Source organism: Chitinophaga pendula, from assembly GCF_020386615.1.
Taxonomy (GTDB): Bacteria; Bacteroidota; Bacteroidia; order Chitinophagales; family Chitinophagaceae; genus Chitinophaga; species Chitinophaga pendula.
On record NZ_CP077769.1, the window covers coordinates 6,876,346 to 6,889,483 of the forward strand.

At 42.3% G+C, this 13,138-nt stretch carries 11 protein-coding genes; 7 read left to right on the forward strand and 4 right to left on the reverse strand.

The window, feature by feature from the left end; all coding sequences use genetic code 11:
- Window positions 1-121: 121 nt before the first annotated feature.
- Window positions 122-685, forward strand: coding sequence for a ribosome recycling factor (frr, locus tag KTO58_RS25895; protein ID WP_095836626.1), 564 nt, complete (start codon window positions 122-124; stop codon window positions 683-685).
- Between the two features lie 65 nt (window positions 686-750).
- Here frr and KTO58_RS25900 read toward each other — a convergent pair whose 3' ends face one another.
- On the reverse strand, window positions 751-1,617 hold the full coding sequence (locus tag KTO58_RS25900; RefSeq protein WP_198315109.1) for a DMT family transporter: 867 nt from the start codon (window positions 1,615-1,617) through the stop codon (window positions 751-753).
- 149 nt (window positions 1,618-1,766) lie between these two features.
- On the opposite strand from KTO58_RS25900, the gene KTO58_RS25905 reads away from it, so the two are divergent.
- The 5 genes from KTO58_RS25905 (at window position 1,767) to KTO58_RS25925 (ending at window position 5,925) form a co-directional block, all read left to right on the forward strand.
- The gene (locus tag KTO58_RS25905) at window positions 1,767-2,516 is read left to right on the forward strand and encodes a PPK2 family polyphosphate kinase (RefSeq protein WP_095836624.1); all 750 of its coding nucleotides are present in this window, start codon (window positions 1,767-1,769) and stop codon (window positions 2,514-2,516) included.
- A gap of 75 nt (window positions 2,517-2,591) precedes the next feature.
- The gene (gene mscL, locus KTO58_RS25910) at window positions 2,592-3,023 is read left to right on the forward strand and encodes a large conductance mechanosensitive channel protein MscL (protein WP_095836623.1); all 432 of its coding nucleotides are present in this window, start codon (window positions 2,592-2,594) and stop codon (window positions 3,021-3,023) included.
- Window positions 3,024-3,177: 154 nt separating this feature from the next.
- The gene (locus KTO58_RS25915) at window positions 3,178-4,122 is read left to right on the forward strand and encodes a DUF3078 domain-containing protein (protein ID WP_095836622.1); all 945 of its coding nucleotides are present in this window, start codon (window positions 3,178-3,180) and stop codon (window positions 4,120-4,122) included.
- A 96-nt stretch (window positions 4,123-4,218) separates the two neighbouring features.
- Window positions 4,219-5,001, forward strand: coding sequence for a segregation and condensation protein A (locus KTO58_RS25920; RefSeq protein WP_095836621.1), 783 nt, complete (start codon window positions 4,219-4,221; stop codon window positions 4,999-5,001).
- 6 nt (window positions 5,002-5,007) lie between these two features.
- On the forward strand, window positions 5,008-5,925 hold the full coding sequence (locus tag KTO58_RS25925) for a helix-turn-helix domain-containing protein (protein ID WP_095836620.1): 918 nt from the start codon (window positions 5,008-5,010) through the stop codon (window positions 5,923-5,925).
- Here KTO58_RS25925 and KTO58_RS25930 read toward each other — a convergent pair whose 3' ends face one another.
- The 3 genes from KTO58_RS25930 to KTO58_RS25940 form a co-directional block, all read right to left on the reverse strand.
- On the reverse strand, window positions 5,926-9,033 hold the full coding sequence (locus KTO58_RS25930; protein ID WP_095836619.1) for a lantibiotic dehydratase: 3,108 nt from the start codon (window positions 9,031-9,033) through the stop codon (window positions 5,926-5,928).
- A 144-nt stretch (window positions 9,034-9,177) separates the two neighbouring features.
- A complete protein-coding gene (locus KTO58_RS25935) occupies window positions 9,178-9,909 on the reverse strand; it encodes a LytR/AlgR family response regulator transcription factor (protein WP_225859924.1) in 732 nt (243 codons plus the stop codon).
- 4 nt (window positions 9,910-9,913) lie between these two features.
- Window positions 9,914-10,702 carry a sensor histidine kinase gene (locus tag KTO58_RS25940; RefSeq protein ID WP_157752731.1) on the reverse strand — a complete coding sequence of 263 codons (789 nt, stop codon included), beginning with the start codon at window positions 10,700-10,702 and terminating at the stop codon, window positions 9,914-9,916.
- Between the two features lie 922 nt (window positions 10,703-11,624).
- Here KTO58_RS25940 and KTO58_RS25945 point away from each other — a divergent pair.
- Window positions 11,625-12,800 (forward strand): lanthionine synthetase LanC family protein, encoded by a 1,176-nt coding sequence (locus KTO58_RS25945; RefSeq protein WP_095836614.1) that lies wholly within the window; start codon window positions 11,625-11,627, stop codon window positions 12,798-12,800.
- Window positions 12,801-13,138 lie beyond the last annotated feature (338 nt).

Below are 13,138 nucleotides of genomic sequence, written 5' to 3' on the forward strand. Positions count from 1 at the left end.
ATCAATTAGTTTACCCTGGTTGGCAAGGCTGGGGTATCGATTCCCTTATATTCTCCCACTTCCCTCCTTTGATGATTAAAAGAAATCCTGTAGGTTTGCAGGCACTTAACTATTATATGTTATGCAAGATGATCTTACACTAATAATGGATGATGCCACCGAATCTATGGAGAAGGCTATCAAACACCTGGAGGTGGAATTGACCAAAATCCGCGCCGGGAAAGCCAATCCGCAGATATTGGATGGTATCACTGTGGATTATTACGGAGCGCATACACCGCTTAACCAGGTTGCCAACGTAAGTGTGGTAGATGCGCGTACCTTATCAATTCAACCCTGGGAGAAAAATATGCTGCAGCCGATAGAGCGGGCTATTATTGCTTCTAATATCGGGATCAATCCGCAGAATGATGGTATCATCATTCGTTTGTTCCTGCCGCCGCTGACAGAAGAAAGGAGACGTGAGCTAGTAAAACGTGTAAATGGAGAGGGAGAGCAAGCCAAGGTATCAGTTCGTAATATCCGTCGTGATGCGATAGAGGGGATTAAAAAGTTACAGAAAGATGGCCTGAGTGAAGATGTGGCGAAGGATGCAGAGGCGGATGTACAGGTGTTGACCGACAAACATATTGCATTGGTTGACAAGCACTGTGTTGCTAAAGAGAAAGAGATCATGGTTGTATAGTCTGACAACCAGGTACATAAATAAAAAAGCGGCTTTTAAGGGCCGCTTTTTTATTTATGTACCTATTATTTGAATTTGTTGACCAGGTAGACGCCGATCAGGATGATACCCAGGCAGACTACCTGCAGCCAAGAGATAGATTCTCCGGCGACCAGTCCCCATCCGATTGCCACTACGGGCAATGCATAGGTAACCATAGAGGCAAACATGCCTCCTGCCTTGCGGATCAGCACATAAAAGAGTACGGAGGCGATGCCGCTACCGACGATGCCCAGCGTACTGGAGGCGGCAATGGACTTCCAGGGAATGTCTGGTCCGCTCAGCAACTGGAAGAAACCGGTGAATATCAATATGGGAAGGCCACAGAGTGCACAGAATGCGAGGGCAATGGAGCCCAGCTGTAAGGAGCCATATCCTACCAGGTGATGGTGTACCAGGCTGATATTGACTCCATAGCAGACGGTGGCCAGTACGACCAGCAGGCCATATTCCCAGTAGCCGGCATCCAGTCCTTTTGCGGCGAAAAGCCCTACTACACCGATCAGCCCTATCGTAACACCCAGCAGCTGTTGTCTTTTGATGGGTGCTTTGAAAAACAGTAGTCCCGCCAGGAGGGCCATGAGGGGGGCGAGTGCATTAAGTATCCCGGCCAGCGAGCTATCTATGCGGGTTTCGGCCCAGCAAAACAGGAAGGCGGGGAGCCCGTTGCCTAATATCCCCGAAAGAATAATGGTCGGGATCTTGGAGGCGGGTGTCTGGCGGATGAATTTAAAAAAGAAGGGTGACAGGGCTAAGCCGGCAGTGACAAGTCGAAGGCTGGCTACTTGATAGGGTGAGAGGGCTTCCATGCCCAGTTTCATCAATATGAAGGAACTACCCCAGGTGAGCGATAGGAGGAGAAATATTCCCCAATGAGATAAGCGATGGTTCAATTTAGGCGGTTTTGCACAGCAAAGTTGAGAAAAAGAATGAAGCAAACCATATCGACAGTGAGGAATGGTATTTGCAATGTTGGGCATTTTAGAACCCTTCTCCGATTATTTTGTTACATTAAATGAATCATAAATAGCATGTATACACGATGGCAAAGATCAAACTGTCAGAAATAAGCACTTTACCACCTAAAAAGCTGGACAAAGAACATATCAAAGAGGAGACCAGCATGATCCTGCAGGAATTGGATGAATTACAAAACCTGTTATATGCACAGCAGCAACACAGTGTGCTGATTGTGTTGCAGGGGATGGATGCCAGCGGGAAAGATGGCCTGATCCGAAATGTGATGAGTCATCTTAATCCTCAGGGGGTGGATGTTCAGTCGTTTAAGGCGCCGACGGCACAAGAGCTGGGGCATGATTTCCTTTGGCGGGTACACCAGCATGCCCCCCCAAAGGGCTATATCCAGGTATTTAACCGCTCTCACTATGAGGACGTACTGGTACAGCGGGTACATAAGTGGGTAGATGAAAAGACGATTTACAAACGTATGGAGGCGATCAATGCTTTTGAGCACTTACTGGCGGAACATAATAACACGCAAATATTGAAATTTTATCTGCATATCTCTCCGGAGGAGCAGCAGCAGCGGTTAAAGGAGCGTACAACCAACCCGCGGAAGATGTGGAAGTATAATAAAAATGACGAAGTAGAGGCTAAATTCTGGAAAAAATATATGGAGGCCTATGACGATGTTTTCAAACATTGTAGTGATATCCCCTGGACGATCGTTCCTGCTGATCATAACTGGTATAAAGAATACCTGGTGGCGCGGATACTGCGGGATACATTGAGGGGGTTAAAGATGAAATATCCTAAGTTGGATGTTAAATAATCGGTTCAGAATGAGAACGTTCTGAATCAAAGAGTTAATTTTGCGCATATAGTATTAACCAATAAACCTTTCATTATGTCATTCTTCAAAGAATTCAAAGAGTTTGCCGTGAAAGGCAACGTAATGGACCTGGCAGTGGGTGTGATCATAGGCGGTGCTTTCGGCAAGATCGTTACATCGCTGGTAGATAATATCCTGATGCCTGTTATTGGTGTATTTACAGGAGGCGCCAATTTCACTGATAGTTTTGTATTGCTGAATGACAGCAAGGGAACTGGTTTTAAATCTTTAGCAGAAGCGAAGGCGGCTGGTGCCCCGGCATTTGCTTACGGTGCTTTTATTCAGAGTATCCTTGATTTTATTATTATTGCATTCTGTATATTTCTGCTGGTGAAATTTATGAATCGTCTGAGCCGTAAGAAAGAAGAGTCACCCGCAGCACCTGCAGAGCCTAGCACCCAGGAAAAACTACTGATGGAGATCCGTGATGCCCTGAAGTCCAGGTAATTTTCCACTCGCTCTTAAACTTATCCCCGGCAGCTGGCGCACTGAGCGTATGGTATATTCATACGATCTATGCCCTGCTGCCGGTTTCTATTATTAATAGCAATACCCTTTCATCAACATATTAAAACAGTTAATCGTCCAAACAAAACGACTAATGAAAAAGTTTCTATTCTCCCTGGTAGGCAGCCTACTGTTATTTTTCACCGCACAGGCACAGACGGACTGGATGAAAACATCTAGGGAAGAGGTGAGTAAAAAGATCAAAAAAGATGATAAGGACACGGTACCGGCTGTCTGGAAAAAAGGAGCTTTATTTAACGTAAATATCAACCAGGGATCTCTTACGAACTGGGCTGCCGGCGGTGACAAGTTCTCTTTCTCTATAGCGTCTACTTTTAACGGTTTTGCTTTTTACAAAAAAGGGCGTCATTCCTGGGATAACGTACTGGACCTAGCTTACGGTTATGTAAACACCACCAGTCTGGGAGGACGTAAAAGCGATGACAGGATTGATGTGACTACCAAATATGGATATGATATAGGCCGTAACTGGTATGTAAGCGGGTTAGTGAATATTCGTACCCAGTTCTCTGATGGTTACCTTTACCCGGCGGATACTGTACCCGATCGGGTATCGCGATTCTTTGCTCCTGCTTATATTTTGGTATCACCGGGTTTTGATTACAAACCCAATACAGCCTTGTCTGTATTTCTCTCTCCGATCACAAGCCGTTTTGTAGTGGTAATGGATAATACACTGGCCGCGAAAGGCGCTTATGGCGTAGACACCGGCAGACACGTGAAAACAGAGATAGGTGCTTATATGAGTGTTAACTTCGGGAAAGAGATATTGAAAAATATATCTTATAAAACCCGGCTGGATCTGTTCTCTGATTACAAACACAACCCGCAGAATATTGATGTGTTCTGGACGAATATGCTGGTAATGAAGGTGAACAAGTATATTTCTGCCAACGTATCAGTAGATATGATCTATGACGACGATGTAAGGGTATTTGCAAATAGCAAGACGGGTGTATTGGGGCCACGGTTACAACTCAAACAGGTCATAGGGGTCGGGTTTTCGCTTAAGATATGATACCCGGCGGGACATAGGTCTCTGGCGGATTTTTAGTATTTTTGAATACCGCCGTACTATTTCTGACCGAAATGGAATGCGGCCAGATACCCACATATGAGTGAACAAGTAACATATAAGATAAAACTGCCTCAGTTCGAGGGACCTTTTGATCTGCTGCTATTTTTCATAGAGCGTGATGAGCTGGATATTTACAATATCCCTATTACAAAGATCACACAGGATTTCCTGGTCTATATACATGAGCTGGAATCGCTTAACATTGAACTGGCGAGCGAATTCATCTTATTTGTATCCACATTGATGCGGATCAAAGCTAAAATGTTGCTACCCAGGAAAGAAATAGATGAGCAGGGTAACGAGATAGATCCCCGCCAGGAGCTGATCGATAAGATATTGGAATACAAACGGTACAAGCAGGCGGCCGCTGAGTTAGCAGAAAAGGAAGCGGACCGCATGTTGCAGATCAAGCGGGGTAATATTGCCAAGGAATTAGCTATGATCGGAGAAGCAACCAGTGAAGGTACGGAAGTACAGACGCTGACATTGTTCAAACTGACCAAGACTTTTGAAAAGATCATGCAGCGTGTAAAAGAGCGGGAAAATAAGCCTCAGCACGTTGTATACAAATATGACTATACCATGGAAGGCTCCAGAATGTACATGATGGAGCTGGCAGGTAACGAAAAAACGCTTTCTTTCGAAAAGATATTTGACCATTGTAAAGACAGGGTACATGCGATCTTCCTATTCCTCAGTATGTTGGAACTGGTGCAGCAGAAATGCCTGGGGATCATGGTCGGAGAAGGTCGGAATAACTTTATTATCGACTACATCGAACCGGAAGACCGGGAAGAAGATGTGGCGGGTGAATTTTAAGTAGTAATGGCAGGAAAAAAAGAACATATAGAAGTAGTGTCGCTGCCGGCTTATCTGCCGGCAAAAGCGCCATCCGTGATTGTATCCGGATTATGTGAACTGGGAGAGGATTTTTTTAGCAATAGCGAATCTCCTCACCGGCACGATTTCTATACCGTGTATTGGATCAAAAAAGGGAAGATGGTACATACCATCGACACCACTACTTATCCGGTAGAGAAGAATACTCTTTTCCTGTTGGCACCTGGCCAGGTGCATAAAATGACCTTTAGCGAAAAGGTAGAAGGCTACATGATTGCTTTTCAGGAATCTTTCATGTGTCTGAAAGATCAGGATAGCAGTACTGTAGGTATTAATTCCGGGCTGTTTTTCAACAGCCAGTTCAGTAGCATCATAACCTTGCAGAAGGATGATGAACGGGATTTAGAGGCAGTTGTGAAACTGATGATGAAAGAGGTGGAGATGCAGGAGAATGAATATGAGACGGCTTTGCATGGACTGTTACGCTATTTCCTGGTATTGGCAGCACGTATCAAGGGCTCCAGTGTACAGGTAGGACCCGGACAGCATGCCACGCACAACAGTTCGCTATTCCTGCAATTCAAAGCACTTATTGAGAAGCAATATCACTCCTTGAAGAATGTGTCTGATTATGCGGCCTTACTGCATATCAAACCTATCTTGCTTAATGAGATCAGCAAACAGTTATCCGGTATCACTGCCGGCGAACATATCCGTAACCGGATCATCCTGGAGGCACAGCGCTACTTGTATAATACAGATCTCTCCGCTAAAGAAATCGCCTATAAACTGGGATTTGATGATCCCCATTACTTTAGCCGCTTTTTCAAGAAATATACCAACCAGAGCCCTTCAGAGTTCAAAGAGGCTGCTAAGAGCCCAGTGCCGGCTTTACATCCATAATTATTTGTAGGACATCTGTCTTGCTATTTGACTTTTGTAATACTTACTTAAGAGATTGTAAGCGATCATTTCATAACGTCGTTGTCCTGCAGGGAACAGGCGGTTGAAATGCATGTGTATCAAACTGCTGATCAGCTGTGGCTTATTGGATGATGTCGTATGTTTCCAGATAAGTGTCAGCAATGGTTTCATCTGTCGTTGCTTCCATCTGATCAATGTCATGATCTCCGGATACTCGCTGATGTAAGCATCTGGTTGTAGCCAGGCATTCAGCTGCGTGCTGTTATTCCTGAAGTATTGATTGATGATCTCTTTCTCTTCTTTTCCGGTATTGAACTCTTTATCGAATAAGTCTTGTGATACCTGTGTCCATTCACTTTTTTGATGCAGCGGTAGTTTGCAGAGGGTCATTATATCATCCGCATATTTCAAGGCCGCCAGCATTAGCAGTAATGATTTTTGTGGTGTCTCCTGTAATAAGTCGGTCAGCTTTATTACATAGCAGCTGTCCATCCAGAATAAGGTTTCTGTCTCTGTAATTGTTTGAGCACCGTAGCGTTCCAGTTCACGGTTATAGGTATCTGTTTGGATTTTCCAGATGATATGTTGCTGAAAGACGGTTGCCAATCTTTCATTAAGCAGCCTTTCTAATGTACCGGTAAATTGCTCGTCCCGCAAATGGAAGCGCACTCTTAAATGAGGTTGCGGATCGTTGTAGCGGATAAAGAACCACTTATCGATCTGTGAGGTAGCCAATAGTTCATTGGCAAGCGGAAGTATTAGTTCTTCCAGTATTTCATTGGCTTTTCTATTGTTGCAGTATAGCTTATAATATGCCCATTCGGAACCTGGAGGGAAGTCGCGGGGCGTATCTACCAGTGCTTGTTGAATATCGTCGGCAGCAATATTGGTAGGTGCTACTTTAGCGATTGCGACAAACTGGTGTGCATGTATTTGTCCGGCTGCATTGTGAACAACAGGAGCTGGTAACAAGTATTCTCTTAAATGGATAGTTTCTTTACGTTTGATCTCTGCGAGGAAGGTATCGATCGTTATGGGCTCCTCTTGATCAACCAACATGGTCTTGTCACCTTCTACCAGTACAAAGTATCTGGGTAATCGCCATTCCTTACAGAAAGCAGCAAAAGCAGCCGGTAGCTTAGCTGCTGAAGTAGTTAGTAGGCTATTCCATTTGTCTGCCGGTAGTTTCCATTCTGCGGCAGACAGGATAATATGTTTATACTGTAGCCTGGGGAAGAAATAGATTCCAGGTAGGGTGGCGTTCCAAGAGAAGCCGAGAGAGTGTGTACAGTTTTCTCCTTGTATGGCTCCTAACAGACGATACAAAGGGAGTGTTTTATACTGGAAATTGTGTGCATTATCGATGCGTGGTAATACCTGCTTACCGAGCTTTTTGGAGAATAGCTGTAGGATCTGGTTTTCCATACGAAGATAAAGATCTTCAATGGGTAGCTGCTGTGCTAAGGGCAATGAGGACTGCGCTAGGTAAGGTATTTCAAATTGGCGGGTAACGGGATGTAGTAATATGTTTCCTACCCGGTCCTCCGGTAGATACACCACATCTGCGAGGACTTGGTTGGGATGTTGTTGCTGCTCGTATTCGGCTATCTCTCGTAGAAGTTGATGTGTTTCATCGCCTGTTCTGGCAAATCTCCCTAATAACGATGTTCCTGTAATCCCACCTACTACTTCGATATAAAGAGAAGCATCTTCATCGTCTATTAACTGGAAGATAACCGGGAAGGTATCTGTCATGGGCACTTTGCTTTCAGTACCTTTTAGTTTTCCCAATTCATCAGCAGTGACCTGTACAGTATATGTATCGTCTTTATAGGCTTGCAGTAGCTTAGCCGCAAGTAAATCTTTGACTGGATGCTCTTCCCGTGGTGCGGTCATCGGAGGAATGGAGGTATTGTAATTATTAAGTTGATTTAAGAATGGATCATCGTAGTCCAGGTGATAAGGACCATTAGCATCAGGAATACCGGTATCCGGATCAATAACCTGTGGTAGTGGCACTGGACGTGATTCATATCTTTCAGCAAATTGTTCTTTAAAAGATGCTAGCCAAAGTAACTGCTTGGTCTTACCACAGAGAATATGTAGTACTTGGATAGCTTCAGCGATGTCTTGCTGAAGCCCTTGGCTTACGGAGGTGTTGTGTAAAGTTATGCGTGTATCTACTTGTATTAATTTGTTGTGATCAAATGGAATTCCTGTGGCTGTTATCAGCGTGGTGATTTCATCGATTGTGGCAAAGATGTTTGCTGTTGAAACACTACAGATATGATGTATTTGCTGTAGCGTTTTTAGTAGTGTTTGTCCTGGGGCGTAAGATGTCGGAACATTGCTCAGTGCCTCAATGATTTGATGTAAATAATCTCTTCCTGTAATCTGTACAGTGAGGTTGCTTACCAATATTTGATGTTGTATCAGTTCCTCTGTGAAGGCGGTAGCTTCTTCTATTTCGACCTGTCCACTATCGCGAATGAAAGTTGATATTGTAGTGAAACTCAAACCGTTTTGATGTTGGCTACAGCCGTCAAGTATCTTTTCCAATAATACAGAACCGGTGATGGCACTAACCTGGTATTTTTTATGCAATTCCTCGAAGTAACATTCATAATACCGATATTCTCCTCCCAGATCATAAAGCGAAGTATTAACATGATAATAGAGGCAACGACGGATGGCGGGATCCTGCTGTATATGTTGTACCAGGATACAGAGGAAGTCCATATCCAAGCGGACTTGTCTTTGCTTCTCGTTAATATTAATATCAGTTTGATCTGCCCAGGTCGCTAGCGAATAACCAGAGAAGGCGCCAAAGGGGGTTGCCCGGCTGCGCATCCGATTATAGTATTTGCTGACTGTCAGCTTTAATTTTTTGATTTTCCTGATATCCTGGATATCTCCTGCTTTCCATCGTTGGCATTCTTCATAAAGGTTAGCGGATGCTATACGGAGAGCTTCGAGAAAGGTTGAATTTTCCAGTAGTGCGCTCATCTCCGGTAGTTGCTCATGATCCCGGATGAATGGCAAAGTAGGCAGCCTGAGCATTAGCTTAGGGAAAAATGATACATTCATTTAGACAATTTGAAAATTGATGACATGTCATCAATTATATTTATAGTGCGTGACAGATGGATTCCTTGTGGAATATCACATGACAATTAACCTGGCTGTATCTCTAATATAAACGGAATTTTTGCTACTTGCGGATTGGAATAATTATATCTTACGTTTGTTACCTACTAAACTTTGTTTAAGGATGTTAAAAAATGCTGTTTTATAAGTATCGCTTAATTGAATACCATCTTTTACATTTTTCAGGTAAATTTGATTCCCATCTATGGATTTGATACGTTCAATCGCGATGATATATGATTTGTGAACTCTGATAAACTGATCCCTTGGAAGGCCTTCCTCCAAATCGTTCATATTTAACAAGGTAACGATTCTCTGTTGGTCAGTATGGATGGCTACATAGTTTTTGAGACCTTCAATATGTGAGATCTCATTCAGTTCTATCTTTTGTAATTTATTTTTTGCATCGGTTTTTACAACTATAAAGTCAGTTTGTTTTTCCTGTTGCTTTTCTTCTTCAAAGGCCAATTGGTTCATGACTTTTTGTACGGCTCTGAAGAAGCGGTCATAAGAAATAGGTTTTAGGAGATAGTCTACGACTTCGTATTCAAAACCTTCCAAGGCATATTCCTTAAATGCGGAGGTAATGATGATGTTTGTCTTGCGTTTGACTAATTTGATAAAATCCAGTCCGGTTAGTTGCGGCATCTGGATATCTACGAAAATAAGATCGATAGCTTGCTCATTAACATAGTGTAATGCTTCCAGTGGATTGTTGAAAGCACCTTTCAAATCCAGAAAGGATACTTGTGAGACGTAATCGCGTAATAGGTCAAGGGCGTGCTGCTCGTCGTCTATTATTACACACGTTAACATAGGTTCATAGTTTTAAGGTTAGGTCTACTGTATAAAATTCATCTTTATCGTCTATTAGCAGTTGATACTTATTATTGCCATAAGCAAGATCCAGTCGCTTTTTGACATTGACCAGGCCAATTCCGCTACTGATCATATTGGTAGCGCTCGTTTTCTTTTTATTAAAGGTATGAAAATGGAGCTCATCATCTAAAACATCGATTTTTATCGTGGCGGGGTGCTCAGGATCATTGACATCTCCGTACTTAAAGAGATTCTCTACAAAAGTGATCAGGAGCATAGGGACTATACGTCTGTATTTAAAAGCATAGTCATTTTCGGGCTCAAATTCAATATAAAGACTGTTATTGAATCGCAATTGGTGTATTTCTATCAGATTGTGAATATGTTGAACTTCGGTTTCCAGCGCGGTTTTGCCATCGTCATGATCATGTAATGCATAGCGCATGATATCTGATAATAGCATGACACTGCGGGATGCACTTTGAGAGCATTTCATTACCTGCGTATAGATAAAGCTGAGTGTATTGAATAAAAAATGCGGTTGAATTTGGTATCTTAGATAGTTTAGATTTGAAATAAGTATTTCTTTTTCGAGCTGATTCCTTTTTTGCAATTCCTCGTTCCTCAATTTCTCAAGGTGTACTAATTCCTTATTAATTTGAATAGTATGGGTTGTAAAAGAATAAGCATAACTGAGAGAGGCAAAATAGAGAAAGCGTGTACCTCTTATTGCTAAAAAATGTTTTAAAGTGAGAAAAGAATACATTGTTGGAATCTTAGCAACCTTCATGTATTCTGTTAGAGAATAATTCAAAAGCATATAAAAGACAATTAGCAGTAATGTTGCTATGGCTAGTTGATTATACTTTCTTGTGAAAGCAAACAATGGTATTAATAGAAAACTGTTGATATAAAATATCAGTGCATTTAATAAGAAGAATAATAATGTGGAGGTGAGTGTTAGTCGAGCCGGATCTATAATAATGATAACTCCGTTTTCATATAGAAAATAAATTACCCATATTAACAGATGTATGTAAAATTTCTGCAAATACCCATTTTTTCTGTCAGCTAGTATACTTTTAATTTGGAAGGCATGGTAAGGAGAATTTTTTTTCATGGAAAAAACAGCTTTTGTGTATTGATTAGCCCATTTCGTGTAATGAATTTCTATAAGTTAGTTAGGATTTCGAATTTTACTAGGTCTGGAATAAGTTTCTTAGTTTTTACATGAATGGATCACTTGGAATTCGGTAATTTTTTATATATGAATAAATTTACTATTAATCATTTAGGTTGTTTGCAACTTGGAAAGAAAGTTATAATGAAAGTTGACGTTGCAAATACTTCTTTTAAGATTTACGCGAAAATGCCAACTCAACCGACGACTGTGACAGATCCAATCACGACGATAATTACACTTACAACTAGTGGAGCGTTACCTGTCGAAAATTGATATTGGTTTTCCACGGTGTTGAAAATGTTTTATTGAAAATAAACGTCATAGAAATGAATTATCCCAATTTAGTAAATGCTAACAACAGATTGCAACTCAAGAAAAAAATTATATTAAAAGTAGTGAATAATCAGATACCTGTCAAGGGTATGGGGATTCCTACATTTGTCGATCCTACTGGTGGTGAAAAATCAATGGATGCACTTTGTACTATATCTGTCACCGGCCGGCCATGATACTTTAAGAAAATAACTTCATGATAAATGCCAATATCATCCATCGTAGACAGTTAGCCAACATTATCACAACTATCAATAGGTATTTTGGCCGGAAGTCAACGTTTTCGTTGGAAGATCTCTCTTTGGCACTCTTTTATCATCACCTTTTCTATTTGGAAGAGAACGTGATATATAAGGGAAAAAGGGATCAGATATTGGAGCAAATAGTGCGGAAGATAAAAGTGGAAGGATTAGCAGGTATAATGGGAACCCCACAAGGGCCGTTCCTGATGAATTGCCTGGCTAATGTAATAAAGGGGATGTATCGTAATGAAGAAAACTCCCCCGCTCTTTATGACAGTGTAAACCAATTTAGCCACGAGTTACTCAACGAAGGTTGGATCACGAAAGAATGGTCCAACTGGGGGTATCTGGATGGATGGGCAGGAATGGCCAACTATTATCTGGAATTGCCCAAGGAGTTCTCCTCTAGAGCCGCTTTCCTGAAGCGACTGGACCAGGTACCTGACGAGTGGATATTAACAAGTTTCGGACAATACCCAGGTTTACCGTTCCGGCAAAGACCCCTGGTGGAAGTTGGTCTTGGAAGTGGCATCACTGGCATCTTAACAGTATTGGAGCGACTGGCAACAGCAACTGGTAATCCTTTATTAGCTACTTTGCTGGAAGAAAATGTTCGACAGCTGCTACAATGGCGCCAAGAGGTAGATCAGACCGCTTCAAAATGTTCTTTCTTTCCTTTCATGATTGACAGAACGAAAAGAGAGGCCCATTACGATAATCGCCTATGGTGGAAAAGTGGAGACCTAGGACAGGTACTGTTACTCTACCGGAATGGACAGCTGCAACATAATGATCATCAAGCCCGTACAGCGCTCCTCGTAGCCCTGAACACGCTAATGCGCAAAGTGCCGCAACATACGAATATCGAAAATGCCACAATAGAAGAAGGAGCAGCTGGCGTAGCAGAGTTATACCGCAAGCTTTTTCACCTGATGGGAAATACCCAATTGCTGGATGGATACCATTATTGGATATCCGAAACAGAGCGATTGCTGGAAAAGGAGGTTTCCGAAGGCCGTTGGTATTCGAGAGGGGTCGGTGTCCTGGATGGACTAACCGGTATTGGCTTGACACTTGCCTTCAGCGAATACGGAATGACAACTTCCTGGAGTGACGTTTTGCTAATATGAGATAAAAGAGTAGCGTGTGCGTGTGACCACTTTTATTCATCGTGTTTGTATTGGCAGTGTAGGCCTAACATTTTATCAGCCAGAATCAACGTGTAAATACCAAGTTTCAAAGATATTTTAGACCAAACCTCGATACCCAAAGCCCTTTTACAACTTTCAAAGCTGTTTTTAGGTGCCAAGTATCAGGTCAGTAACCCAAATGACTGAGGACAGTCATGGCTTTCATCCATTTCATTATATACAACAAGGGGGCATCAGCCGGCCTCCTGACGTAAGAGGAATATATAATCCCGTAAGATTATTCCGCTTACATTGTCAAAATGATAACAGTTAGGACG

What these genes read in the sequence shown, in the direction of transcription:
- frr (WP_095836626.1), top strand. Translation starts at nt 122, where the DNA reads ATGCAAGATGATCTTACACTAATAATGGATGATGCCACCGAATCTATG.
- KTO58_RS25905 (WP_095836624.1), top strand. Translation starts at nt 1,767, where the DNA reads ATGGCAAAGATCAAACTGTCAGAAATAAGCACTTTACCACCTAAAAAG.
- mscL (WP_095836623.1), top strand. Translation starts at nt 2,592, where the DNA reads ATGTCATTCTTCAAAGAATTCAAAGAGTTTGCCGTGAAAGGCAACGTA.
- KTO58_RS25915 (WP_095836622.1), top strand. Translation starts at nt 3,178, where the DNA reads ATGAAAAAGTTTCTATTCTCCCTGGTAGGCAGCCTACTGTTATTTTTC.
- KTO58_RS25920 (WP_095836621.1), top strand. Translation starts at nt 4,219, where the DNA reads ATGAGTGAACAAGTAACATATAAGATAAAACTGCCTCAGTTCGAGGGA.
- KTO58_RS25925 (WP_095836620.1), top strand. Translation starts at nt 5,008, where the DNA reads ATGGCAGGAAAAAAAGAACATATAGAAGTAGTGTCGCTGCCGGCTTAT.
- KTO58_RS25930 (WP_095836619.1), bottom strand. Translation starts at nt 9,033, where the DNA reads ATGAATGTATCATTTTTCCCTAAGCTAATGCTCAGGCTGCCTACTTTG.
- KTO58_RS25935 (WP_225859924.1), bottom strand. Translation starts at nt 9,909, where the DNA reads ATGTTAACGTGTGTAATAATAGACGACGAGCAGCACGCCCTTGACCTA.
- KTO58_RS25940 (WP_157752731.1), bottom strand. Translation starts at nt 10,702, where the DNA reads ATGAAGGTTGCTAAGATTCCAACAATGTATTCTTTTCTCACTTTAAAA.
- KTO58_RS25945 (WP_095836614.1), top strand. Translation starts at nt 11,625, where the DNA reads ATGATAAATGCCAATATCATCCATCGTAGACAGTTAGCCAACATTATC.